Source organism: Phenylobacterium sp. GW823-FHT02A09, assembly GCF_058797775.1.
In genome coordinates, this window is sequence record NZ_JBXAJZ010000003.1 from 697904 (window position 1) to 719907 (window position 22004).

Below are 22004 nucleotides of genomic sequence, written 5' to 3' on the forward strand. Positions count from 1 at the left end.
ATGACCGATCTCTAGCCTGACTTGGCGCGCGACGGAACTACTCCGCCGCGGCCTTCATGGCGTCTTCGCCGAACACGCGGGCGAAGACAGCGTCGACGTTCTTGAAGTGATAGCCGTTGTCGAACAGCTCGGAGAGCTCTTCGTCCGACAGGATCACTTCCGGGTCGGCCTTAAGGAAGTCGAGGAAGTTCCCTTCGCCGCGCCAGACCTTCATGGCGTTGCGCTGAACGGCGGCGTAGGCGCCCTCGCGGCTGATGTCCTTCTGGGTCAGGGCCAGCAGCACGCGCTGCGAGTGGACCAGGCCGCCGAGGCGGTCGAGGTTCTTCAGCATGTTCTGCGGGTAGATCAGCAGGCGGTCGACCACGTTGGCCAGGCGGCGCAGGGCGAAGTCGAGGTGGATGGTGGTGTCCGGGGCGATGCCGCGCTCGACCGACGAGTGACTGATGTCGCGCTCGTGCCAGAGTGCGACGTTCTCCATGGCCGGGACCACGGCCGAGCGGACCAGGCGGGCCAAGCCCGTCAGGTTCTCGGTGAGGATCGGGTTGCGCTTGTGCGGCATGGCCGACGAGCCCTTTTGGCCGACGTCGAAAAATTCTTCGGCTTCAAGCACTTCGGTGCGTTGCAGGTGGCGGATCTCGACGGCGAGGCGCTCGACCGAGGAGGCGACGACGCCGAGCGCCGCGAAGTAGGCGGCGTGACGGTCGCGCGGGATCACCTGGGTGGAGACCGGCTCGACGGCCAGGCCCATCTTCTCGGCCACGTGGGCTTCGACCTCGGGCGAGACGTTGGCGAAGGTGCCGACGGCGCCGGAGATCGCGCAGGTGGCGATCTCGAACTTGGCCATCGCCAGGCGTTCCTTGGCGCGGACGAATTCGGCGTAGTGGCCGGCGAGCTTGAGGCCGAAGGTGGTCGGCTCGGCGTGGATGCCATGGCTGCGGCCGACGGTCGGGGTCAGCTTGTGCTCAAAGGCGCGCTTCTGCAGCGCGGCCAGGACCAGGTCGACGTCCTCGATCAGCAGGTCGGTGGCGCGGCTGAGCTGGACGGCGAGCGCGGTGTCGTTGACGTCCGAGGAGGTCATGCCCTGGTGCAGGAAGCGGGCTTCCGGGCCGACGATCTCGGTGACGTGGGTCAGGAAGGCGATGACGTCGTGCTTCACTTCACGCTCGATGGCGTCGATGCGCTCGACGTCGAAGATCGCGTCGCGGCCCTTTTCCCAGATGGTCTCGGCGGCCTGCTTCGGGATCACGCCCAGCTCGGCCATCTTGTCGGCGGCGTGGGCCTCGATCTCGAACATGATCTTGAACCGCGTCTGCGGGTCCCAGATGGCGGCGGCTTCCGGGCGGGCGTAACGGGGGATCATGGCGGGGCTCCTTCGCGGCGGGTGTTAGCCCCACCGAGCCGGAATCGCAATGTTCGGGGGCCTCAGACCGCAGCCTTGAGGTACGAGGTGACCAGGCTTTCGAGGCCGCTGGAGATGATCTGCACGCCGACGCAGAGCAGCAGGAAGGCCACCAGCCGCGACATCACCCGCGCGCCGGACGCGCCCAGCAGCGACAGGACCTTGCTGGACCAGCGGTAGGAGACGCCGACCAGCAGGGCGACCAGCACCGCCGCGATGCTGACACCGGCGAAGAACGAGAGCACGCCGTGGCCGTCGGCGGGCCGCTGCGAGGCGAGCGCGATGGCCACCGAGATCGCGCCGGGCCCGGTGGTGAAGGGCATGGTGAGCGGGAAGAAGGCGACGTCTTCCTGCACGTGCTGCTCGGCCGAGGCGGCGGCGTTGGCCTTGCGGTTCTCCTGGGCCTCGGGCTGCATCAAGAGCTGCCAGGCGCGGATGGCGACGACCAGGCCGCCGGCGACCCGCAGGGCGCCCAGGCTGACCCCGAAGAAGTTCAGGATGTAGCCGCCCAGCAGCAGCGACCCCAGCAGGATCAGCAAGGCGTTGAAGGCGATGCGCCAGGCCAGCTCGTGGCGGTCGGTGCGCCCCTCGGTGACCTGGTGAAAGGTGATCGCCGCCCCGACCGGATTGACGATCGAGAACAGCGCCGGGAACGCCAGAAGGAAGGCGCCGACGACGGTGGTCAGGGGCAGCGGGCTGAGGTCGGAGAGAGTCATGCGGGGCGAAGGTAAGCGCAACCCTGGGCGTCAGGCTAGGCCGCTTCCCCTGAACGCGTGCAGCGTTCAGTGTGGCGGCGTGAACATCCTCTTCATCACCCTCGACCAGTTCCGCGCCGACTGCCTGTCGTGCGCGGGGCATCCGATCGTGCGCACGCCGAACCTGGACCGCCTGGCGCGGCAAGGGGTTCGCCTGGCCCGGCACTACAGCCAGGCCGCGCCCTGTGCGCCGGGGCGCGCCAGCCTCTACACCGGGACCTACCAGCTCAATCACCGGGTGGTCGCCAACGGGACGCCATTGGATCGCAGGCTCGACAACGTGGCGAAAGCCGCCGCTCGCGCCGGATACGTTCCGACGCTTTTCGGCTACACCGACCAGGCCGTAGACCCCCGCGACGTCAATGACCGCAAGGATCCGCGGCTGTTCACCTATGAGGGCGTGCTGCCCGGTTTCGAGGTCGGGCTCGACTTCACGACACATGATCCGAGCGCCTGGATCGGCAGGTTAAGGGCCCTAGGCCACCAGGTACCTGACGATAGCGACGGGGCGCTGGCCGGAGAGCCCGATCGGCCGGCCGAACACAGCCTGTCGGCGTTCCACACCGACGTCTTCCTTGACTGGCTGGGACGTCAGGACGGGCCGTGGTTCGCGCATCTCTCGCAACTGCGACCGCACCCGCCGTACGCGGCGGCGGGCGAGTTCTCCCGGATGTACGACCCGGCCGACGTGCCGGCGCCGGTCCCGCCCGGCGAGGCGCGGCATCGGCTGCACGAGGGGCTGCTCAAATCCGGCCTGGCGGCCCCGAGCGATCCGGCCGAGATGGCCAGGCTGCGCGCGCAGTACTTCGGCATGGTCAGCGAGGTCGACCATCAGCTCGGACGGGTCTGGGCGGCGCTGGAGGCGGCCGGCCAGTGGGACGACACCTTCATCGTGGTGACGGCCGACCACGGCGAGCAGCTGGGCGACCAGGGGCTGATCCAGAAGGCCGGCTACTTCGAGGCCAGCTATCATGTGCTGGGGATCGTGCGCGACCCGCGCCGGCGCGAGGCGCACGGCTCGGTGGTCGAGCGGTTCACCGAGAACGTCGACGTGCTGCCGACGCTATGCGAGGCGATGGGCGTTGCGGTCCCGGCCCAGTGCGACGGGCTGCCGTTGACGCCGTTCCTTGAGGGCGGCGATCCGCCGTGGTGGCGCGAGGCGGCGCACTGGGAGTTCGACTGGCGGTTCGGGAACATTCCGCGCGGGCCGCACGCCTGGCCGTGGGATCGGCGGCTGGAGCGCCAGAGCCTGGCGGTGCGGCGCGACAAGGACGGCGCCTATGTTCAGTTCGCCGACGGCGACTGGCTCTGTTTCGACCTGGCGGCCGATCCGAGCTGGCGCACCCTGACGACCGAGCCGGCGCAGGTGCTGGCCCAGGCGCAGGCGATGCTGGCTTGGCGCGCCCAGCACGCCGACCGCACCCTGACCGGGCTGCTCGTTCAGGACGGCGGCGTCGGCCGCTGGCCGGAGTAGCGGCTGAGCTCGGGCCGGAGCGCCAGGGTGTAGAGCACGCGGCGCGTTGTCCCGCCCGAGGCGGCCGGGTCGTGAACGCTTCCGGTCTCGACGAAGCCGGCGCGCTCGGCGGCGCGGCGCGAGGCGAGGTTGTCGGCGTCGATGTGCGCCTCGGCCCAGCAGACGTCGTCCAGCCCGGCGGCGGCCTGGCAGAGCAGGGTCAGCGCCCGGCGGGCGTAGCCCTGGCCGCGGAAGGCCGGGAACACCCAGTAGGAGACGTCGGCGCTATCGGGGGCGGCGAGGCGCAACTCGCAGCCGCCGACCAGTTCGCCCGCGGCGTTGCGCACGGCGTAGGCGAACATCGGCCCGCCGGCTGCACGGGCCTCCCGCCAGCGCTCGATGGCTGCACGGGTCTGATCGAGGGTGGAAGCGTGCGGCGCCTCGAAGCGCAGCAGGATCTCGGCGTCTTCGCCGGCCAAGTGGGCCTCGGCGTCGGCGACGACGTGGCCGTCGAGCAGGACCACGTCGTCGGTCAGGCGTTCGGGAAGGCCGATCAGGCGGCCGACGTGTCCCGCCTGACCGTCCATCAGGCGCCGGCCGCGGCTTCCGCCTCGGTCTTGGCGAGGGCGTCGGCCATGTCCTTGGGCAGGGTGATCGCGGCGAGCAGGTAGTGCAGGCCGGCCCAGCCGTAGATCAGCAGGTTCCAGACAATACCGTCACGGGTGCCTTGCGCGACCGCCGCCTTGCAGGCCGCGTCGATCATCGCGCCGGCGCCTTCCTTGCCGACGCCGCCGGGGCACAGGTCGAAGAACGGGCCGAGATCCTTGGCGGCGAAGTGGGCCTGGCTGAGCGTGTCGATCACCCAACCGCAGAAGGGCGGGCCGAATCCCAGGGCGATCAGGTTCAGCACGAAGAACAGAAGCGCCGTAGCGGTGGCGCGCATGCGCAGGCTGACGGCGTTCTGGATGACCCCGAAGGTCGGGCCGAGATAGGTGTAGTGGAAGATGCCCGGGATCAGCAGCAGGCCGGCGGCCAGCTTCCAGTCGTCGCGGGTGTAGACGAGGATGTAGAGCGGGCAGGCGATCAGCAGGCCGATGGCCGGGACCAGCGCGTACCAGCGGCCGGACTTGCGGGCGGCGTAGTCGGTGAGGAAGCCGCCGAGCAGGGTGCCGATGCCGGCGGCGACGCCGCCGATGACCCCGAAGATCAGACCGACGGTGGCCAGATCGAGGCCGAACATGCGGATGAAGTAGGGGGCCGAGTACTGGCCGGTGCCGTAGCCCGCGAAGGAGGCCAGCGTGATGCCGGCCACCATGTGGAAGAAGCCCCACTTGCCGAAGATGCGCTTGGCGACCGCGAGGATCGAGGGCGGCTTGGCGTGGACGGCGGGCGCGGTCTCGTCGCCCTCGAGCGCCGGGGCGTCGGCGGCCTGCTGGGCGATCAAGCGGTCGGAGTAGCCGCGTGGCGGCTCCTTGACGAAGACCTTCAGCAGGATGGCGACGATGATCCCGGGCAGGCCGACCATCATGAAGGCCATGCGCCAGTCGAGGTTCTGGGCGATCCAGCCGCCGGCGACGGCGCCGAACATGGTGCCGAGCGGGATCCCGAACGAATAGATCGACAGGGCCGAGGCGCGCTTCTTGGGCTCGAAGTAGTCGGAGATCAGCGAGTGGGCGGGCGGCGAGAGGCCAGCTTCGCCGACGCCGACGCCGACCCGGAACAGCAGCAGCTGCAGGAAGCTGGTGGCCATGCCGCAGAGCGCGGTGAAGGCCGACCAGACGACGATGGCGATGGTGATGATGTTGACCCGGCTGTGGCGCTCGGCCAGGCGGGCGATCGGAATGCCGAGGGTCGTGTAGAGCAGGGCGAAGGCGAGGCCGCCGAGCAGACCGAGCTGGGTGTCGGTCAGCTTCAGGTCGACTTTGATCGCCTGGCCGATCGTCGAAATGATCGTCCGATCGATGAAGTTGAAGGTGTAGGCCAGGACCAGCAGCCATAGGACCGACTGCTTGTATCCCTCGGAGAACAACGGCTGGCGGGGCGGCGCGGCGGCGCCCGCATCTGTGGCGGCCATGAGTGTCGTTCTCTCCCCCGACTTGTTCGTTGAGGCGAGCATGGCCGCAGCCGGGCCGGAGGGAAAGGGCTCTTGCGTCGCAGGCCTGAACAAGCTGAGCCGTAGAGTCGTCCAGCGGCTCCCTTCCGTCGCAACTCATCGGTCATAAGTTGCGGAAAATACGTATAATTTTGTCAATCAGCCTTACGGTTTCGTTTACCCTGTCGGCGCCACCTTCATAGGGTGAGGCGGGTCGTGCCGCCGCGCTGCGGGGGAGCAGAGACATGATGTTCAAGAGAAGGACGCCCGCCGACGAGGCGGCGACCAGTGCGGTCGCCGAGCTCGAGGCGATCATGGGCGCAGTGCATAAGTCTCAGGCCGTCATCGAGTTCGAACTCGACGGCACGATCATCAAGGCCAACGACAACTTCTACAATGCGATGGGCTACACCCCCGCCGAGGTGGTGGGGCGCAAGCACAGCCTGTTCGTCACGCCCGACTACGGGGCCAGCGAGGCTTATCGCGAGTTCTGGCGCGGCCTGAACCGTGGCGAGTTCCTCTCGGACAAGTTTCTTCGCGTCGCCAAGGGCGGCCGCCAGATCTGGCTGCAGGCCACCTACAACCCGATGTTCGACAAGACGGGCCGCCTCTACAAGGTGATCAAGTTCGCCACCGACATCACCGCGACCGAGCTCGAGCACCAGAAGCGCGACGCCGAACGTGCGGCGGCGCGCGAGCAGCAGGTGTTCGCGGTCGAGGCCACGGCCAAGGCCCTGTCGCGGCTGGCCAAGGGCGACCTGACCTATCGCATCGACGGGGAGTTCCCCGACGAATACCTGCGCCTGCAGGCCGACTTCAACGCGGCCATCGGCCGGCTGCACGAGGTGATGGACAGCGTCTCCTCCGCCGCGGGCGCGATCCAGTCGGGGACCGGCGAGATCACCTCGGCCGCCGACGACCTGTCGCGCCGGACCGAGCGACAGGCCGCCAATCTCGAGGAGACCGCCGCGGCGCTCGACGAGATCACCGCGACGGTCAAGAAGACCGCCGAGGGCGCCAAGGAAGCGCAGAGCGTCGTCAACGCCGCGCGCGGCGACGCCGAGGCGTCGGGCGAAGTGGTCTCCAGCGCCATCTCGGCGATGGAGAAGATCGAGTCCTCGGCCACCCAGATCAGCCAGATCGTCGGGGTCATCGACGAGATCGCCTTCCAGACCAATCTGCTGGCCCTGAACGCCGGGGTCGAAGCGGCCCGGGCCGGGGAAGCCGGACGTGGCTTTGCGGTCGTCGCCTCGGAAGTGCGGGCCCTGGCCCAGCGCTCGGCGGAGGCGGCGAAAGAGATCAAGGCGCTGATCACCGCCTCGACCGCCCAGGTGAGCTCGGGCGTCGAACTGGTCGGCAAGACCGGCGAGGCGCTCCGGCGGATCGTCGGCGAGGTCGCCAAAATCACCGACCTGGTGACGGAGATCGCGGCGTCGGCGCAGGAGCAGGCCGTCGGCCTGGGCCAGGTCAACACCGCCATCAACGACATGGACCAGATGACCCAGCAGAACGCGGCGATGGTCGAACAGTCCACGGCCGCCAGCCATGCGCTGGCGCAGCAGGCGTCCGAACTGGGCCATTCGATGGCGCAGTTCGACCTGGGCGGCGCGGCCCCGGCGGTCCAGACGCCGACGCGGCGCGTGGCGGCGCCGGTGCGGATCGCCGCCTCCGGCGCCGCGACGGCCCGCAAGCTGGAGCCGGCGGCCGACACCTGGGAAGAGTTCTAGGACGTTCGTCTCGGCGGCGGCCTGGCCGCCGCCGAGCAACGAAGGGCCAAGATCGCCAAGCCCAAGGACGTGCAGACCGTGCTGTCGAACGCCGACTAGGCCTTGGCCTTCATCGGGTCGCCGTGCTGGGCGTTGAGCGCTGCGCCCGCCTCGATCAGGCCGCGGAGTTGGCCGGAGGTCAGCTCGACCGGATCGGTCAGCTTGATCGTCGCCATCTGAAAGCCGCCGCTGGGCGCGAGCCGGGCGTCGAGTCCGGTCATCTGGGCGCCGCGCCAGAAGGCGAGGTTCATGTGCGTCTTGAAGCCTTTGACCAGGCACACCGCGCCGTCGGCGGACGACCACATGGGATGTCCCCACTTGAAGTCTTCCGAGAGCCCGGCGGCCTGCGCCTCGGCGCGGACGGTCCTGGCGGCGGCGGCCTGCCAGTCGGGCAGCGTAGCGAGATAGGCGTCGACCTTGTCGGACATGTCAGGGCTCCTGGTCAGAGACGGACGGGGAAGATGGCGCGCAGGCGGGCGTCGCGCAGCCACAGGCCGCCCCACAGCGCCGCGCCGAGATAGACGCCGAACAGGACGTGGCTGAGCAGCGGGTCGCCGACCCGCAGGTGAGTGGCGATCGCCCCGCCCATGACGCCGGTGAACAGCACCGCGCCGAGCACTGCGGTGCGTGGGTTGAGGTAGAGCGCCAGGCAGATCAGCTCGATCACCCCGATCGTGCGGCCAAGCTGCGGCGGGTAGCCGAGCTGGACCAGGGTGTCGCGGACGATCTGGAGATCGACCAGCTTGATGGCGATGTCGAAGGTCATGAACAGGGTGGCGAGGCCCGTGAGGCCCCAGCCCGCCCAGGTCAGGGCCTTGGAATTGGCGGGCGCAGGGGCGCGCGCCGCCGGGTCGAGGGAAGTCATGGCGGTGATCCTTTGAGCGGCGTTCAGCCTTGCTCGGCGAGCGCCTTGAGCTTGGCGAGCCCCTGCTCGAACTGCGGTCCGACCATCTTCTCCATCGGAATGAAGACGTCGATCAGCTTGGCGAAGAAGCCGCTATGGCCCGACATCGCCCAGGTGACCTTGGTCGCATCGCCGTCCGGTTCGAGGGTGAACTCGGCCTTGTTGTGCGCGTGGAACGGCTTGACGAAGATGAGGTCGATCAGCACCCGCGAGGACGCGATCGCCTCGGTGATCGCCATGCTGCCGACGCCGGTCTTCCTGCCTTCCCATCCGTAGGTCGCCCCGACGCCGCGCTCGGCCCCGCCGTAGGTGCGCTTGAGGTCGGCGTCGATGCCTTCGAACGGCGACCAGGCGGTCCAGCGGTGGAAGTCCGAGATCAGGTCGTACAACGCTTCCGGCGCGGCGCGGACGGTGGTCGAGCGCTCCAGCCGGAAGTCGGAGGGATGGTTCGCGACGTAGGCGATAAGGCCCAGCAACGCGAGGATCAGGGCGCCGATGAGCGCGGCGAGCATGGCGGTTCCTTTTAGCTGCTTTTTGTTTGGCCGAGGGCCCAGTGGACGCCGTAGGGATCCAGCAGGCGCGCGTAGCGGTCGCCCCAGAACATGTCCTCGATCGGCTGCAGCACCTGGGCGCCGGCGTCGACCGCGCGCTGGAACCAGGTGTCGATGTCATCGACCTGCAGGTGCATGGTGAAGGAGCTGGACGGCTGGTGTTCGAAGCCGTGGCCCATCTCCGGGAAACAGTCGCAGATCATCAGATTGCCGCCGTTGATCACCAGCGCGCAGTGCATCAGCCGCTTGCCGTCGTCGGCCGGCAGCCGGAAGGTTTCGCGGGCTCCGAAGGCCTTCTGATAGAACGCCGAGGCCTCGCTCGCGCCGATGACGTTGAGGTGGGGGGTGACGCCGGTCATCGGCGGCATATCGATCGCGGCGAGTTCGCCGGCGGTGGTTTCCATGGTCGCGGTGACGGACATGGCGGCTTCCTTCCTGGCTGACCCCTGCGAGGGGCGTCTGATCCAAGGACGAACGAGGTTAGCCCGATCCGACAGCGGGTCTCGCAAAAAAAGCGCTCAGCCGGTCTCGCCGGCCAGGCTGTCGAGGTGCTGGCGGATATGGGCGGCTTCCGGGGCGCTGTTGGCGAGCGCGATGGCGCGGTCGAAGGCGACGCGCGCCTCTTCTTTGCGACCGAGCTGCTTGAGGAAGCTGCCTCGGGCGCCGTGGAAGTAGAAGTAGCCCCCGAGCTGATCGGCGAGCGGGTCGATCATCGCCAGCGCCGCCTCAGGCCCCTCAGTCTTGGAGACCGCGACCGCGCGGTTAAGGGTGACGACCGGCGAGGGGGTCATGTGCTCCAGGGTCGCGTAGAGCCGGTCGATCTGGGGCCAGTCGGTGTCGGACGCCTGGACGGCGCGGGCGTGCAGGGCGGCGATGGCGGCCTGGACCTGATAGGGACCGGGAGCGGCGTGGCGCATGGCCTTGTCGATCAGGGCCAGGCCTTCGGCGATCAGGGTCTTGTTCCAGAGGCCGCGGTCCTGGTCGTCGAGCAGCACGATCTGGCCGTCGGCATCGAAGCGGGCGGCGGCGCGCGAGTGCTGCAGCAGCATCAGCGCGGCCAGGCCCATGATCTCCGGTTCGGTCTGGAACAGGCGCAGCAGCAGGCGGGCGAGGCGGATGGCCTCTTCGGCGAACGGCGCGCGGGCGTCGGCCTCGGCGACGGTCGAGGAATATCCCTCGTTGAAGATCAGGTAGATCACGGCGGCGACGGCGGCGAGGCGCTCGGCCCTTTCGACGGGACCGGGGGCCTCGAAGGCGACATTGGCCTGGCCGATCTTGGCCTTGGCGCGGGTGATGCGCTGTTCCATCGCCGCCTCGCTGACCAGGAAGGCGCGGGCGATCTGCCGGACCGACAGGCCGCTGACGATGCGCAGGGCGACGGCCACCTGCTGCACGGCCGGCAGGTCCGGATGGCAACAGATGAACAGCAGCCGCAGGATGTCGTCGCGATAGTCCGATCCGTCGAGGCGCTCGGCGAGCGGCGCCTCGACGTCGTCGAGATCGGAGAGGGTTTCCTCGGAGGGCAGGGCCTGGAGCCGGGCGCGCTTGCGGGTGGCGTCGATGCCGCTGTTGCGCCCGACCAGGATGAGCCAGGCGGCCGGATCGCGGGGCGGGCCCTTCTCCGGCCAGGACTTCAGCGCACGCAGGCAGGCGTCCTGGAACGCCTCCTCGGCCAGGTCGAGGTCGCGGAAGTAGCGCAGCAGGGCGCTGACCGCCTGCGGGCGGGCGGAGGTCAGGGCGGCGTCGATCCAGGCGGGGTCGGTGGTCACGTCATCTCGATTCCGGGCAGGAAGAGGGCGATCGGGCGCAGCTCGTAGGCGCCGCCGGGATTGGCCACGGCGAGGTCGCGGGCGATCTGCAGACCGTCCTCCAGGTTTTCAACGTCGACGATGTAGAAGCCGAGCAGCTGTTCCTTGGTCTCGGCGAACGGACCGTCCACGACCAGGTTCTGGGCCTTGCGCAGGGTGGTGGCCGAGGTGGTCGGCAGCAGGCGGATGGCCGGGCCGAGCTTGCCTTCCTGGCGCAGGCGCTCCTGGACCACTTCCAGCCGTTCCATCACCGCGTCGTCCTCCTCCTTGCTCCAGGCGGAGGTCACGGTCTCGTCGTTGTAGCAAAGGATGGCGTAGCGCATGGGTCTGTCTCGTTCTCCCTAAGGACGGGGCAGGGCGCCCGTTCCCGACATCAGCCAGATATAAAACTAGAGGTGAACATCGCCCAGGACCGGTCGACCGTGCGTCGTGTTTCGTCGCGCGGAGCGCCGGTCGGTCGGGTTTGGGCGCAGCCCCGCTGACGCCTGCACGCGCGGTCCCCAAGAGCAGTCCCTGGAAAAGCCGCCGCGGACGTCGCGGCGCTCAACGAGGGCTTCTGATGAAGACAAGCATACTGCTGGCGGCGGCAGCCGCGAGCGCCCTGATGACGGGGGCGGCCGAAGCGGCGACGATTTTCTCGCAGAACTTCAGCACCGGGCTGGGCGCGAGCGAGAGTGTCGGCGGAAAATTCACCCAGGGCGGCGGCACGATCGGCCACCAGTCGTCGGCCTACACCAACAACGAGTACTCGTTCTACCAGGTGCGGCTCGACCTGACGCAGGCGACCGACGCGCTGCTGGCCTTCGACTACGACATCGTCAGCGAGTACGGCTACGACGCGTTCAACCTCGCATTCTCGACCACCGGCGTGTTCGGGCCGGGCGCGATGCTGACCCCGACCGCGACCGATCAATTCTACAACCTGTCGGGGCGGGCCGGGACGCTGCTGGGCGGCAAGGGCTATTCCGGCACGCAGTCGGGGCGGGCGGTCTACGATCTGAGCGCGCTGGCCGGCCAGGTGGTCGACATCCGCTTCCAGTTCGCCAGCGACTACGCCGCGATCGGGCGTGGGGTGAAGTTCGACAACCTGCTGGTCACCGGCACGATGCCGAGCGCAGTCCCCGAGCCGGCGACCTGGGCGATGATGATCATGGGCTTCGGCCTGGCCGGGACCGCGCTCCGCAGCCGCCGGCGAAGCCTGGCCTACGGCTGACGCCGAACGTCTGTCCTGCCGCGAGCGCCGCCCTTCCCTCAAGGGCGGCGTTTTCGTTTGCGGGCTTCAGTCCTGATAGAGGGCGAGGCGCTCGGTGACGGCATTGACGTAAGACGGGCCGACGGCGACGTTCACGCCGTCCTCCAGCACCAGCGAGATCAGCCCCTTGCCCAGGCGCTTGACCTCCTTGACCTTGGCCGGCCGCACGAAGGCCGAGCGGTGCACGCGGATCATCTCGGCCGGCGGCATCTTGCGCTCCAGCGCGGTCATGGTGGCCCGGTGGATGTGGCTGCGGGTGGCGGTGTGCAGCAGCACGTAGTCCTTGGCCGCCTCGATCCAGTCTATCTCGCCGAGCGGGACGCGCACGTAGCCGGTGCGGACCTGGACCCAGAAGCCGTCGGGATCGTCGTCGGCGGGATTGGCGGCGGCGTCCTCGGCGCGGGCGGCGGCCGCGCGCAGCGCGCGGCGGCGGCGGGCGCGCTCGATCGCCTGGCGCAGGCGGTCGAAACGGACGGGCTTGAGCAGATAGTCGGCGGCCTCGACCTCGAAGGCGTCGGCGGCGTAGAGCTCGAAGGCGGTGACGAAGACGATCTCCGGCCGTTCCTCGAGCGCCAGGCCGGCGGCGACGTCCAGGCCGCTGCGTTCGGGCATCTGGATGTCGAGCAGCACCAGGTCGGGCTTGAGGGCCTCGACCGCCTCGGCGGCCTCGCGGCCGTTGCGGGCCTGACCCACGATCTCGACGTCGCTGACCTGGGTCAGCAGGGCCGACAGCCGCTCGAGGGCGGCGGGTTCGTCGTCGACGAGCAGGAGACGCATCAGGCGGCGGCTTTCGATCGGATGGGGGTGACGGAGGCCGCACGCTGCAAAGGCAAGCGGACCATGGCGAGGAAGCCGCGGGCCAGCGGCGCGGCCTGCAACACGCCGCGCGGGCCGTAGAGCGCCTCCAGCCGCTGGCGCACGTTGCTGAGCCCGACCCCGGCGCCGGGGCGCACCTCGCCGCCGTGCGAGCCATCGCCGTCGTCCTGGACCAGGACCACGAGGTCCTCGCCGTCGCGGGTGGCTTCCAGGCGGATGGTGACCGTGGCGCTGGTCGGCGAGACGCCGTGCTTGATGGCGTTCTCGATCAGCGGCTGCAGCAGGAAGGACGGGACCAGCGCGGTGCGCAGGTCGTCGGGGCAGACGAACTCCAGGGCCAGGCGCTCGCGGAACCGGACGCTCTCGATCTCCAGATAGGCCTGAAGCGTGGCCATCTCGTCATCGAGCGAGATCATCGCCTCGGGATCGGCGACCAGGGTGACGCGCAGGAAGTCGGCCAGCTTCGACAGCATGCTTTCCGCCTCGTCGTTGCGGCCGGTGATGACGGCCGACGAGACGGCGTTGAGCGTGTTGAAGAGGAAGTGCGGGTTGAGCTGGTAGCGCAGCGCGGCCAGGCGCGCGGCGCTGGCCGCGGCGTTGGCTTCGCTGGCGGCGGTGCGGGCGTCGGCCAGCTGGCGTTCGCGCTCGCGCACCATGTGGTTGGCCTGAAGGGTCGTGTAGATTGCGCCCAGGGCCCCGAGTATCCAGAAGAAGCCGCCGGCGTTGTTGGCGAAGCGCATCCACAGGGTGCGGTTGGGGGACCACTGCTTGGCGGTGTCCGAGAGGTCCATGATCAGCATGTCCGAGCCGGACAGAACGGCCGCCAGGAAAATCACGGCGGCGGCCATCAAGACGATGCGCTGAAAGGCGTTCTTATCGCGGACGTGCACGGAAACCCGGTAGAGCAACACCGAGCAGAGGATCCCGACCAGGTTGATGGCGATCGCGGTGCCGGCCAGGGCGGGCGTCATCCGCACGCCGACGATGGTGGCGATGGTCGAGGCCAGCGAGCCGGACAGCAGCCATATGCCGAGCGTCAGCCACGCGGCCTGTCGCGATACGTCGGTCTTGAACATCGCAGCCCTCGGGTTTGTTCGCGGGAGGTTAGCAGCAAAGCCGCATATGCGGCTCCCTGCTGGTCGACCCGGCGGCCGGATTGGTCGCATTTGCGGCTAAGCCGATGAATCTGCACCGCGATCGCCGATGAGGACGTTTGGCCGGCGCTGGGTTTGCTATAGTCGCCGCGGCGTCGGGGCGGGCCAGAAGGAGATTTGGCCGGTCCCATGGAGCGTCGGCTGACAGCGATCCTCGCCGCCGACGTCGTCGGCTATAGCCGTCTGGTCCAGGCCGACGAGGAGGCGACGCTGGCGCGCTTCGCCGATCACCTGCACGGGTTGATCGAGCCCAGCATCGCTGCGCGCCGCGGGCGGATCATCAAGACGGCGGGCGACGGGCTGCTGGCGGCGTTCGACAGCGTCGTCGAGGCGCTGAACTGCGCCATCGAGATCCAGCGCGGCATGGCCGGCCTCAACGACGGCGTGGCCGAGGACGAACAGATCCGCTTCCGGGTAGGGGTGAACGCCGCCGACGTGGTGATCGACGGCGACGACATCCTCGGCGACGGGGTCAATGTCGCCGCCCGGCTGGAGGGCCTGGCCGAGCCCGGCGGCATCTGGGTGTCGGCGCGGGTGCAGGAGGACGCGCAGGGCCGGGTCGACGTCGGGTTCGACGACGTCGGCGAGCAGAGCCTGAAGAACATGGCGAGGCCGGTACGGGTCTATCGGGTGCTGCTGGACGGGTCGGCCGAGAGCGCGCGACGGACGGGGCTGGCCCTGCCGGACAAGCCGTCGATGGTGGTGCTGCCGTTCCAGTGCTTCGGCGCGGAAGCCGAGAACGACTACTTCGCCGACGCGGTCACCGACGACGTGGTCACCGCCCTCTCCCGCTGGCGCTGGTTCTTCGTCATCGATCGCAACACCAGCTTCACCTACAAAGGGCGCAGCGTCGATGCGCGCCAGGTGGGCCGCGACCTGGGCGTCCGCTACGTGCTGGAGGGCAGCGTCAGGCGGGCCGGCGAGCGCGTGCGGGTCAATGTCCGGCTGATCGAGGCGGCCAGCGCCCAGCAGATCTGGGCCGACGCCCTGGACCGCAGCATGGCCGACCTGTTCGCGCTGCAGGACGAGATCACCGAACATGTGGTGGCGGCCATCGAGCCGGCGATGCTGGACACCGAAGCCGCTCGCATCGCCCGCAAGAGCCTGGCCGACCTCAGCGCGCTCGACTGCTTCCAGCGCGGCATGTGGCACTTCAACCGGATGAGCGAGAGCGACTACCACCAGGCGCTGGAGCTGTTCCGCCAGGCCATCGCCCGCGATCCGACCCTGGCGCTCGGCTTCGTCGGCCTGGCGCGGATGCTCTACGGCGGGGCGATCTACGGCTGGTCGGAGCAGCCGCTCGCCGACCTGGAGGAGGCGCGCGCGGCGTCGCGGCGGGCGGTGGCGCTCGATCCGCGCGACGCTTACGGCTATTTCGCGGGAGCCGGGGCGGCGCTCTATCTGGGCCGTCACGAGGAGGCGTTGGAGCAGGCGCAGCGGGCGCTGTCGCTGAACCCCAACTTCGCCTTCGGGCACTTCCGGCTGGGCCAGGTGCTGATCTATTCCGGGCAGCCGGCGCAGGCGGTCGAACCGATCGAGCGCAGCCTGCGGCTCAGCCCCTACGACCCGCAGATCGCCCCGATGCTGCAGCTGCTGGCCCTGGCCCACTACCAGGCGCGCAATTACGGCGAGGCCGTGCGCCATGCACAGTCGGCGGTGCGGCTGAACGACTCCCGCGCGGCGTCGATCCTGGCGGCCGGACTGGCGCGGCTGGGCCGGTTCGAGGACGCCCGCGCGGCCTATCCGCTGGACGTGCGCGAGCGCGCCCGGGCCGAGGCGCCGCGGCTGGTGACCTACGCCAACCCGGAGGACGAGCGGCACCTGCGCGAGGGCGTGCGCCTGGCGTTCCGCGGCGACGAGGGCGAGCGCGCCTACTGACCGCTAGCGGTGCAGCGGGTGCTTGTCGGCCGGATAGCGGCTCTTGATCAGCACTGTGATCCCGCCGCGGGTTTCGGGGGCGTCGGGCGCCTGCCAGATGTTGAGCTCGAAGTCGTAGCCCGGGGCCCAGGCGAAGGTGACCGGGATCGGGGGCTCTGCGCTCAGCGCGTAGTGCAGGATGCCGCGCAGCGTCTCGTGGAACGCGCCGGGCAAGGTGTCGAGATAGGTCCCGAGCGCACGGTGCAGGACCGAACCGGGCGGCGTCAGCAGGTCCGCCGCGATCTTGCCGCCCGGGGCGAACGACTTGGCGTTGGCGGCGGCGAACTTGCCGATCTCGTCCGGTCCGAACGAGGCGTTGAGCTTGGTCATCGCGGTTTGGAGCGCAGGCATGCAGACGTCCCTCGTAGCTTGGGAACGGCGCCGCGCGAGCGCCGTCGGCGACGCCAGGTTGGCGCCACCATACCGCAGCGCCGAGCCGGCCGGGATTCAGGTCCCCAACCGATGTCCGATCAGGGCTTGCAGCTGTCCCGCGGTCAGGACGCGGACTCCAGCGGGCGGCAGGTCGACCCACCCTTCGCGGACCCACTCGTGCAGTTTGCGGTTCACCTTCTCCCGCGAGTGGCCGAGGCGACGGCCGATTTCGGTCTGGGTGAGGGGCACGATCCCGCCGGCGCCTTGCTCGGCCAGCAGGAGACGGGCGAGGCGGCCCCCGAGGTCGAGCACGGACTTGTCGCTGATCGCCGCGTCGGCGGCGCGCAGGCGGGCGCTGAGCTCGACCACCAGCGCCACGGCCGCCTTGGGTTCAGCCTCGAGGGCGGCGAGCATGGCGTCGCGCGAAATCCGCCACAGCCGCGAGCGGCGCAGGGCGGCCACGTCCGCCGAACGCGGGCCGCCGTCGAGGGCGGCCATCTCGCCGACCAGCTCGCCCGGGCCCAGCGAGATCAGCCGTACGTCGCGCCCGCCGCCGGTGGTGGTGCGGACCTCGACCTCGCCCTCGACCACCACATAGACCGCGTCGCCCGGATCACCGGCCTGGAACAAGATCTCGCCGGCGGCGAGCGGCCGCCAGCCGCCGGACCTGGCTAGGCGTTCAAGGCCCGGGGCCGAGAAACGGGCAAGTACGGAACTGCGGCCCAGCCCGGCCAAGACCGCTTCGACGCCGTCGATCCGATCGGACACAGCGATAGCCTCCGCTCCTGAGGGCGGAGGCTATCACAGCGGTGCGAACCGTGGGCTGTCGGTTCAGCGCCGCGCCAGCTGGGTCGTCGCCGGCGGCGTGTGGAGCGCGGTGACCAGCGGCGCATCGAGCTTCGCGACCGCCTTGTCGACCATCTCCTTGCGACAGGCGCGGACCTGGGCTGGGTAGCCGGCCGAGTAGCCTTGCAGCGGGCCGCAGAAGTCGCGGGCTGCATTGTTGATGCGCTTGAACGCGCTGCGGGCGCCGGCGTCCGAGTGGACGTTCAAGTCGCCGACCTTGACCCGCATGACGCCTTCTTCAGCATGGGCGCCGCCCGCCATGGACAGGGCGAAAACGGCGAGGGTCGGGAGAACCAAGCGATGCATGACTGCCTCCAGGGGAGTGAAGGACCGCGGGATGCGGCCGTCTTGTGAGGCAGATTGATAGGCCCGCCGGGGCACGGCGGCTGTGACCGGGGTCACGTCGCAGAACGTCGTTAGGCGAGTGCGGCGGCCTTGGCTTCAAGCGCGGCGAGGTTGGGCAGGAACCACACCTGGCGGCCCCGATTGGATTCGCCGATGAAGTCGCGCAGCGGGGCGCTGGCGGCGGCGGCGGCCGAGACGTCGCCGAGGATCACCGCGCGCAGGCCATAGTTGACGAACTTCTGCAGCACCTCGCCCGCCAGACCGGTTGAGAGCCGCAGGAAGTCCGGCGACAGCCGGGCGGTCGGGATCACCACCACCTGCGCCTGGACGGAGAGGGCGTCGCCGATGATGTCGCTGGCGTCGCGGCCGGACGCCAGGGGCGGCCCGTCCGCGGGCCAGAGCAGGACCCGAAGGCCGGCGATCTCGGTGGTTTCCATGCCGAAAAGGTGGGCCGGGCGGCCGCGCTGTCAACTGGCGCGGCCTAGTGAGCTCAGCTCACTGACGCCCGGCCAACTAGTCGTTTGCAGCCGGATGCGGCGCCCCGCATCCTCCGGCTGCAGATCGAGGGCTGACCGATGCTGGTTGAGCGGATGACGATGGCGCCAGGCGAGGAACGCGGGATTTTCCGCTGGCTCCTCGACCGGTCGGTCTATGAACTGCACGGGCTCTGGACCTGCTACTGGTGGGTGCTCAGGGCTCATGTCGCGGCCCGTCACGGGATCCCGCGCGACTGCCTGGAGGAGCCCCCGCACGCCTGGATGAAGGTGATGCAGGGCCCAGGCGAGAAGGATCAGTAAGGCCCGCTGTCGCGGGCCCGGGCGTAGCGTATAACCACGATATGTCTGTGATCTGAGGTCACATGCCCAAGCGAAACCTGCCGCCGCTCACCGCCCTGCGCGCCTTCGAGGCGTTCGCGCGCCTGGGGCGCATGAACCTGGCCGCGGATGAACTCTGCGTCACTCACGGGGCGATCAGCCGACAGGTGCGAAGCCTGGAGCGCCTGTGCGGCGTGCGGCTGACCCAGGGGCCGCGCAACAGCCTGAGGCTGACCGAGGCGGGATTGAACCTGGCCGAGAGCCTAGGCGCGGCGTTCGACGGCATCGAGCGGTCGTTCACGGCGCTGCGCTCGGCGGCCGAGCGGGAGCTGCATGTCTCGTGCGTCGGGACGCTGGCCATGCGCTGGCTGATCCCGCGGCTGCCGGCCTTCCATGCCCGCCATCCGGGCCTGAGCATACGGGTGACCGAGGCCTACGGGCCGGTCGACTTCGGGCGCGACCCGTTCGATGCGGCGATCCGGCTGGCCGAGACCGTCAGCGGGGAGGGTCTGGAAGCGACGCCGTTCCTCGACAACTACCACGGCCTGGTGATGGCGCCGGCGCTGGAGCCCCTCGACTTGGCGATCGCGCCGCGGCTGCACACGCGGCCGCACCGTCAGGCCTGGCGCGAGTGGGCCGAACACTCGGGCGTGCCGGTCGGCGCCGGCGGCGATCACCGCGAGTACGAGCACCTATTCTACATGCTGGAGGCGGCGGTCGCCGGCCTGGGGGTCGGGGTCTCGCCGTGGATCTATGTGGCCGGCGACATCGCCTCGGGCCGGTTGGTCGCGCCCTACGGTTTCGTCAGAACGCCGGCGCGGTTCCAGTTCGTGACGCCCCGAACGGCCGGCCGGCCAGTGACCGCGGCTTTCCGCGACTGGCTGCTGGAAGAGGCCGCGGCCGCCCCGCCGCCGCCGGGCGTCGAGGCGCCCGTGGCGTTGTCGACCTAGGGTTAACCCGCCCTCGTAAAGCGGAGCAATTCAACCCGTGATCAGCCAACGGGTTTGACGCTATCTCATTAAAAACGTTTGGTTAATTCAACGATTTTCCGGAACTCCCGCCTGTGCGATTCAATTTTGCAACCAGGGGCTTTGGGAGGAAACGCGTATGCGATCGATCAAGCATCCATCCTGGGCGGCGGCCACGTCGGCGATCGCCCTGCTCGCCCTGACCGCGTGTTCGGGCGGCGTGTCCGGCGGCGCCGGGTTCAATCTCACCGATGGCGGCCAGACCGGCGGTGGTGGTGACGGCGGCGGCGGCGGCGGAACTGGCGGCGGTGGAACCGGTGGAGGTGGAACCGGTGGAGGTGGAACCGGCGGCGGGACTGGCGGAGGTTCCGGCGGCGGGACCCAAGGCGGCGGAAGCGGCGGCGGCGGTTCGGGCGGCGGAGCCGGCTCGGCGTCGGCCGGCGGCGCGCTGGAACGCACCACGGACGGCGTCGGCGGCCTGTCCGGCGGTGTTCTGGCAACGGCCGGCAATGCGCCGCTGCTGAACCAGACCGGCCTCGGCGCGGGGCTGCAGGCTGTCGGCGGCGGACTGCAGAGCGACGGCCTCGCCGGGCTTCCGGTGGTCGGCCCGACCGTCGGCGGCGTGGTGCGGACCGGCGACAACACGCTCAATCCGGCCGCCAAGGTCGTCGTCCTCGACCAGCCGTTGCTGGGCTCCGGCGCCGGCGACTCCACGCAGCTGGTCGGCGTCAGCGCGCTCTCGCCCACCCAGACCCAGGGGCAACTGGCCACCGTCGGCGTGCTGTCGGGCGGTGAAGGTCTCCATGCTGGCGTGACCAAGGTCGCCTCGACCGGCGACCTGCTGAACGTCAGCCTCGGCGAGCACAAGCTGGTCGGCGGCGATGGTCCGGCGCTGATCGGGGCGAGCGTGCTCTCGCCCACACAGTCGCAGGGCACGCTGGCGAGCGCCGGGGTGCTGTCCGGCGGCGGCGCACCGGGGACCGCTCCGGCCTCGCCCGGCGCGGCAGGGGCGTTGGCTCCGGTGACCGGCGTCCTCGGCGGCGTCACAGGCACGGTCGGCGGCGTCGTCCACGGCGTCACCGGACTGCTGGGCGGACTGACGAACAACTGACGCAACGGCGCGCCGGCTGGGTCAGGAGCCTGGCCGGCGCGACCAGCGGCGGGGGAGACGTTCCATGAGACTGCGACTTCTGCTCGTGCTGGCCTTGGCCGGCGCGCCGGCGGGCGCTTGGGCCCAGCCGGGCCCGGTGCTCGATCAGGGCCGGGCCGACCGCGATCCGCCCGGCGCCGAGCCGCCCGCTCCGGCCGCGAGCCGGCCTGCGGCCCCTGTCGCGGTGGACGTGCAGGCCCAGCCGTCGACGGCGCTGCGACGGGTGGTCGTCGAGGGATCGAGCCTGCCGCGCGCCGACCTCGACCGGGCCCTCGCGCCGCTGGTCGGCCGGCCGCTCGGCCAGCAGACTATCGAGGCGGCCGCCGCTGCGGCGGCGGCGCTGTACAAGCGCAGCGACGTGGCGCTCTACACCATCGCCGCGCCGCGCCAGGACCTGACGAGCGGAGTGTTGAGATTGCAGGCGGTGGAGGGGCGGATCGCCCAGATCGCCCTGCAAGGCGACGTGAAGGGGCGAGACCTGAAGCTGGTCACGGCGCAGGCCCAACGCCTGACCGCCGAGACGCCGCTGCGGCGGCGGACTCTGGAGCGGCAGCTGTCGCTGATCCGCGACATCCCGGGACTGACCGCCGAGGCGAGGCTGCTGCCGGGCAAGGCGCCGGGCGCCGTCGTGCTGGTGCTGGACGTGAAGGCGAGCGGGCCGAAGCTGAACCTGTCGGTGAACAACCGCGGCTCCAGCCTGCTCGGACGCACGCAGCTGCAGGCCGACCTCGACCTCTATTCGAGGTTCCGACAGGGCGACCAGACGCGGCTGACCCTGGGTCTGCCGACGCAGATCGACCGCTTCCAGTATTATGCGGTCGTGCACAGCCAACCGCTGGGGGCCGACGGCCTGCGGGTGCAGGTCAACGGCGGCTATTTCCGCACCCGGCCAGACAACGGATCCAAGGGCGAGGCGACGTTCGGCGGGGTGCAGTTCAGCTATCCGTGGATCCGCAGCTACGAGCAGAACCTCTATCTGACCGGGTCGCTGGACGGCCTCGACTCCGAGAACGCGGTGTTCGGCCAGGGCACGGCGACGGAGCGGACCCGGGTGGGGCGGGCCGCGGCGGCCTGGAGCCTCGCCAAGCCGAAGACCCAGGCCTCGGCCAGCGTCACCGCCAGTCTCGGGATCGACGGGCTGGGCGCGCGAACGACCGCCGGGATCGCCGACGCCGACTTCCGCAAGCTGAACCTGCGCGGCGGCTACGACCGCGCGCTGGGCGAGCGCTGGGTCCTACGCCTCAAGGCGGCGGGGCAGTTCACCTCCGATCTGTTGCCCAGCTCGGAGCAGTTCTCGGTCGGCGGGACCGAGTTCGGACGCGCGTTCGAGCAGTCGCTGGTGATCGGCGATCAGGGCGCGGCCGGATCGGTGGAGCTGGCCTGGCGTCCGCCGGGTCTGCCCAAGCCGGCGGCCGGCAGCGAGATCTACGGCTTCGCCGACAGCGCGCGGGTCAGCCAGAGCGGGCGGTTCGGCGCTGCGGACCAGGACTACGACCTGAGCTCGGCGGGCGCCGGGGTACGCCTGGCGCTTGGCCGCAAGGTCGGGCTCGGGCTGGAAGGCGCCTATGCGCTGGAGGACCCGCGGCCGGGCCGTGACGGCGGCTGGCGGCTGGGCGTCAACTTCGCGGTGCGGCGTTAAGG

23 protein-coding genes and 1 pseudogene are annotated in these 22004 nt (G+C 70.0%); 8 read left to right on the forward strand and 16 right to left on the reverse strand.

The features are described from left to right. Window positions 1-37: 37 nt before the first annotated feature. Both purB and AC1Q87_RS16040 read right to left on the reverse strand, forming a co-directional pair. Entirely contained in the window at window positions 38-1360 is a 1323-nt protein-coding gene (gene purB, locus AC1Q87_RS16035) for an adenylosuccinate lyase (protein ID WP_436060570.1), read from the reverse strand. A gap of 62 nt (window positions 1361-1422) precedes the next feature. Beyond that, entirely contained in the window at window positions 1423-2115 is a 693-nt protein-coding gene (locus AC1Q87_RS16040; protein ID WP_492609914.1) for a MarC family protein, read from the reverse strand. A 79-nt stretch (window positions 2116-2194) separates the two neighbouring features. Here AC1Q87_RS16040 and AC1Q87_RS16045 point away from each other — a divergent pair, with 79 nt between their 5' ends. After that, window positions 2195-3628, forward strand: a complete 1434-nt coding sequence (locus AC1Q87_RS16045; protein ID WP_492609915.1) for a sulfatase-like hydrolase/transferase — start codon at window positions 2195-2197, stop codon at window positions 3626-3628. Here AC1Q87_RS16045 and AC1Q87_RS16050 read toward each other — a convergent pair. Both AC1Q87_RS16050 and AC1Q87_RS16055 read right to left on the reverse strand, forming a co-directional pair. Further along, window positions 3595-4194 (reverse strand): GNAT family N-acetyltransferase, encoded by a 600-nt coding sequence (locus AC1Q87_RS16050; RefSeq protein WP_492609916.1) that lies wholly within the window; start codon window positions 4192-4194, stop codon window positions 3595-3597. The two genes, AC1Q87_RS16045 and AC1Q87_RS16050, sit on opposite strands and share 34 nt — an antisense overlap. Continuing rightward, window positions 4194-5681 (reverse strand): spinster family MFS transporter, encoded by a 1488-nt coding sequence (locus AC1Q87_RS16055; RefSeq protein WP_492609917.1) that lies wholly within the window; start codon window positions 5679-5681, stop codon window positions 4194-4196. The genes AC1Q87_RS16050 and AC1Q87_RS16055 overlap by 1 nt, the downstream gene beginning before the upstream one ends. A gap of 263 nt (window positions 5682-5944) precedes the next feature. On the opposite strand from AC1Q87_RS16055, the gene AC1Q87_RS16060 reads away from it, so the two are divergent. Next, a complete protein-coding gene (locus AC1Q87_RS16060) occupies window positions 5945-7426 on the forward strand; it encodes a methyl-accepting chemotaxis protein (RefSeq protein ID WP_492609918.1) in 1482 nt (493 codons plus the stop codon). Window positions 7427-7521: 95 nt separating this feature from the next. On the opposite strand, the gene AC1Q87_RS16065 is transcribed toward AC1Q87_RS16060, so the two are convergent. From AC1Q87_RS16065 to AC1Q87_RS16090, 6 genes are all read right to left on the reverse strand, one after another. Then, window positions 7522-7893, reverse strand: a complete 372-nt coding sequence (locus AC1Q87_RS16065) for a DUF1801 domain-containing protein (RefSeq protein ID WP_492609919.1) — start codon at window positions 7891-7893, stop codon at window positions 7522-7524. Window positions 7894-7907: 14 nt separating this feature from the next. Then, on the reverse strand, window positions 7908-8330 hold the full coding sequence (locus AC1Q87_RS16070; protein WP_492609920.1) for a DoxX family protein: 423 nt from the start codon (window positions 8328-8330) through the stop codon (window positions 7908-7910). Between the two features lie 23 nt (window positions 8331-8353). Next, the gene (locus AC1Q87_RS16075; RefSeq protein ID WP_492609921.1) at window positions 8354-8881 is read right to left on the reverse strand and encodes an SRPBCC family protein; all 528 of its coding nucleotides are present in this window, start codon (window positions 8879-8881) and stop codon (window positions 8354-8356) included. 11 nt (window positions 8882-8892) lie between these two features. Next, entirely contained in the window at window positions 8893-9342 is a 450-nt protein-coding gene (locus AC1Q87_RS16080; RefSeq protein ID WP_492609922.1) for a VOC family protein, read from the reverse strand. A 96-nt stretch (window positions 9343-9438) separates the two neighbouring features. After that, window positions 9439-10689 (reverse strand): RNA polymerase sigma factor, encoded by a 1251-nt coding sequence (locus tag AC1Q87_RS16085; RefSeq protein ID WP_492609923.1) that lies wholly within the window; start codon window positions 10687-10689, stop codon window positions 9439-9441. Next, entirely contained in the window at window positions 10686-11051 is a 366-nt protein-coding gene (locus AC1Q87_RS16090; protein WP_492609924.1) for a YciI family protein, read from the reverse strand. The genes AC1Q87_RS16085 and AC1Q87_RS16090 overlap by 4 nt, the downstream gene beginning before the upstream one ends. Before the next feature lie 785 nt (window positions 11052-11836). On the opposite strand from AC1Q87_RS16090, the pseudogene AC1Q87_RS16095 reads away from it, so the two are divergent. Then, window positions 11837-11941 (forward strand): annotated as a pseudogene (locus tag AC1Q87_RS16095) (PEPxxWA-CTERM sorting domain-containing protein); the annotation flags it as partial. 66 nt (window positions 11942-12007) lie between these two features. Here the strand turns inward: AC1Q87_RS16095 and AC1Q87_RS16100 are convergent. Both AC1Q87_RS16100 and AC1Q87_RS16105 read right to left on the reverse strand, forming a co-directional pair. Beyond that, window positions 12008-12757: a LytR/AlgR family response regulator transcription factor gene (locus AC1Q87_RS16100; protein ID WP_492609925.1), complete on the reverse strand. Its 750-nt coding sequence runs from the start codon at window positions 12755-12757 to the stop codon at window positions 12008-12010. Further along, window positions 12757-13872, reverse strand: a complete 1116-nt coding sequence (locus tag AC1Q87_RS16105; protein WP_492609926.1) for a sensor histidine kinase — start codon at window positions 13870-13872, stop codon at window positions 12757-12759. Before AC1Q87_RS16105 ends, AC1Q87_RS16100 begins: the two co-directional genes overlap by 1 nt. A 207-nt stretch (window positions 13873-14079) precedes the next feature. On the opposite strand from AC1Q87_RS16105, the gene AC1Q87_RS16110 reads away from it, so the two are divergent. Continuing rightward, the gene (locus AC1Q87_RS16110; protein ID WP_492609927.1) at window positions 14080-15828 is read left to right on the forward strand and encodes an adenylate/guanylate cyclase domain-containing protein; all 1749 of its coding nucleotides are present in this window, start codon (window positions 14080-14082) and stop codon (window positions 15826-15828) included. Window positions 15829-15831: 3 nt separating this feature from the next. On the opposite strand, the gene AC1Q87_RS16115 is transcribed toward AC1Q87_RS16110, so the two are convergent. The 4 genes from AC1Q87_RS16115 to AC1Q87_RS16130 all read right to left on the reverse strand — a co-directional run bounded on the left by AC1Q87_RS16115 (window position 15832) and on the right by AC1Q87_RS16130 (window position 17867). Further along, entirely contained in the window at window positions 15832-16218 is a 387-nt protein-coding gene (locus tag AC1Q87_RS16115) for a hypothetical protein (RefSeq protein ID WP_492609928.1), read from the reverse strand. Between the two features lie 96 nt (window positions 16219-16314). Then, window positions 16315-17007, reverse strand: coding sequence for a Crp/Fnr family transcriptional regulator (locus tag AC1Q87_RS16120; RefSeq protein WP_492609929.1), 693 nt, complete (start codon window positions 17005-17007; stop codon window positions 16315-16317). A 63-nt stretch (window positions 17008-17070) separates the two neighbouring features. After that, complete coding sequence (locus AC1Q87_RS16125) at window positions 17071-17391, reverse strand: UrcA family protein (RefSeq protein ID WP_492609930.1); 321 nt, start codon at window positions 17389-17391, stop codon at window positions 17071-17073. Between the two features lie 110 nt (window positions 17392-17501). Further along, window positions 17502-17867: a DUF4180 domain-containing protein gene (locus AC1Q87_RS16130; RefSeq protein ID WP_492609931.1), complete on the reverse strand. Its 366-nt coding sequence runs from the start codon at window positions 17865-17867 to the stop codon at window positions 17502-17504. Between the two features lie 153 nt (window positions 17868-18020). On the opposite strand from AC1Q87_RS16130, the gene AC1Q87_RS16135 reads away from it, so the two are divergent. From AC1Q87_RS16135 to AC1Q87_RS16150, 4 genes are all read left to right on the forward strand, one after another. Further along, window positions 18021-18227, forward strand: coding sequence for a hypothetical protein (locus AC1Q87_RS16135; RefSeq protein ID WP_492609932.1), 207 nt, complete (start codon window positions 18021-18023; stop codon window positions 18225-18227). Window positions 18228-18289: 62 nt separating this feature from the next. After that, window positions 18290-19195 (forward strand): LysR substrate-binding domain-containing protein, encoded by a 906-nt coding sequence (locus tag AC1Q87_RS16140; RefSeq protein WP_492609933.1) that lies wholly within the window; start codon window positions 18290-18292, stop codon window positions 19193-19195. Window positions 19196-19352: 157 nt separating this feature from the next. Beyond that, window positions 19353-20324, forward strand: a complete 972-nt coding sequence (locus AC1Q87_RS16145; protein ID WP_492609934.1) for a hypothetical protein — start codon at window positions 19353-19355, stop codon at window positions 20322-20324. A gap of 64 nt (window positions 20325-20388) precedes the next feature. Further along, the gene (locus AC1Q87_RS16150; protein ID WP_492609935.1) at window positions 20389-22002 is read left to right on the forward strand and encodes a ShlB/FhaC/HecB family hemolysin secretion/activation protein; all 1614 of its coding nucleotides are present in this window, start codon (window positions 20389-20391) and stop codon (window positions 22000-22002) included. The last annotated feature ends 2 nt before the right edge of the window (window positions 22003-22004 follow it).

What these genes read in the sequence shown, in the direction of transcription:
- purB (WP_436060570.1), bottom strand. Translation starts at nt 1,360, where the DNA reads ATGATCCCCCGTTACGCCCGCCCGGAAGCCGCCGCCATCTGGGACCCG.
- AC1Q87_RS16040 (WP_492609914.1), bottom strand. Translation starts at nt 2,115, where the DNA reads ATGACTCTCTCCGACCTCAGCCCGCTGCCCCTGACCACCGTCGTCGGC.
- AC1Q87_RS16050 (WP_492609916.1), bottom strand. Translation starts at nt 4,194, where the DNA reads ATGGACGGTCAGGCGGGACACGTCGGCCGCCTGATCGGCCTTCCCGAA.
- AC1Q87_RS16055 (WP_492609917.1), bottom strand. Translation starts at nt 5,681, where the DNA reads ATGGCCGCCACAGATGCGGGCGCCGCCGCGCCGCCCCGCCAGCCGTTG.
- AC1Q87_RS16060 (WP_492609918.1), top strand. Translation starts at nt 5,945, where the DNA reads ATGATGTTCAAGAGAAGGACGCCCGCCGACGAGGCGGCGACCAGTGCG.
- AC1Q87_RS16065 (WP_492609919.1), bottom strand. Translation starts at nt 7,893, where the DNA reads ATGTCCGACAAGGTCGACGCCTATCTCGCTACGCTGCCCGACTGGCAG.
- AC1Q87_RS16070 (WP_492609920.1), bottom strand. Translation starts at nt 8,330, where the DNA reads ATGACTTCCCTCGACCCGGCGGCGCGCGCCCCTGCGCCCGCCAATTCC.
- AC1Q87_RS16075 (WP_492609921.1), bottom strand. Translation starts at nt 8,881, where the DNA reads ATGCTCGCCGCGCTCATCGGCGCCCTGATCCTCGCGTTGCTGGGCCTT.
- AC1Q87_RS16080 (WP_492609922.1), bottom strand. Translation starts at nt 9,342, where the DNA reads ATGTCCGTCACCGCGACCATGGAAACCACCGCCGGCGAACTCGCCGCG.
- AC1Q87_RS16090 (WP_492609924.1), bottom strand. Translation starts at nt 11,051, where the DNA reads ATGCGCTACGCCATCCTTTGCTACAACGACGAGACCGTGACCTCCGCC.
- AC1Q87_RS16100 (WP_492609925.1), bottom strand. Translation starts at nt 12,757, where the DNA reads ATGCGTCTCCTGCTCGTCGACGACGAACCCGCCGCCCTCGAGCGGCTG.
- AC1Q87_RS16105 (WP_492609926.1), bottom strand. Translation starts at nt 13,872, where the DNA reads ATGTTCAAGACCGACGTATCGCGACAGGCCGCGTGGCTGACGCTCGGC.
- AC1Q87_RS16110 (WP_492609927.1), top strand. Translation starts at nt 14,080, where the DNA reads ATGGAGCGTCGGCTGACAGCGATCCTCGCCGCCGACGTCGTCGGCTAT.
- AC1Q87_RS16115 (WP_492609928.1), bottom strand. Translation starts at nt 16,218, where the DNA reads ATGCCTGCGCTCCAAACCGCGATGACCAAGCTCAACGCCTCGTTCGGA.
- AC1Q87_RS16125 (WP_492609930.1), bottom strand. Translation starts at nt 17,391, where the DNA reads ATGCATCGCTTGGTTCTCCCGACCCTCGCCGTTTTCGCCCTGTCCATG.
- AC1Q87_RS16130 (WP_492609931.1), bottom strand. Translation starts at nt 17,867, where the DNA reads ATGGAAACCACCGAGATCGCCGGCCTTCGGGTCCTGCTCTGGCCCGCG.
- AC1Q87_RS16135 (WP_492609932.1), top strand. Translation starts at nt 18,021, where the DNA reads ATGACGATGGCGCCAGGCGAGGAACGCGGGATTTTCCGCTGGCTCCTC.
- AC1Q87_RS16140 (WP_492609933.1), top strand. Translation starts at nt 18,290, where the DNA reads ATGCCCAAGCGAAACCTGCCGCCGCTCACCGCCCTGCGCGCCTTCGAG.
- AC1Q87_RS16145 (WP_492609934.1), top strand. Translation starts at nt 19,353, where the DNA reads ATGCGATCGATCAAGCATCCATCCTGGGCGGCGGCCACGTCGGCGATC.
- AC1Q87_RS16150 (WP_492609935.1), top strand. Translation starts at nt 20,389, where the DNA reads ATGAGACTGCGACTTCTGCTCGTGCTGGCCTTGGCCGGCGCGCCGGCG.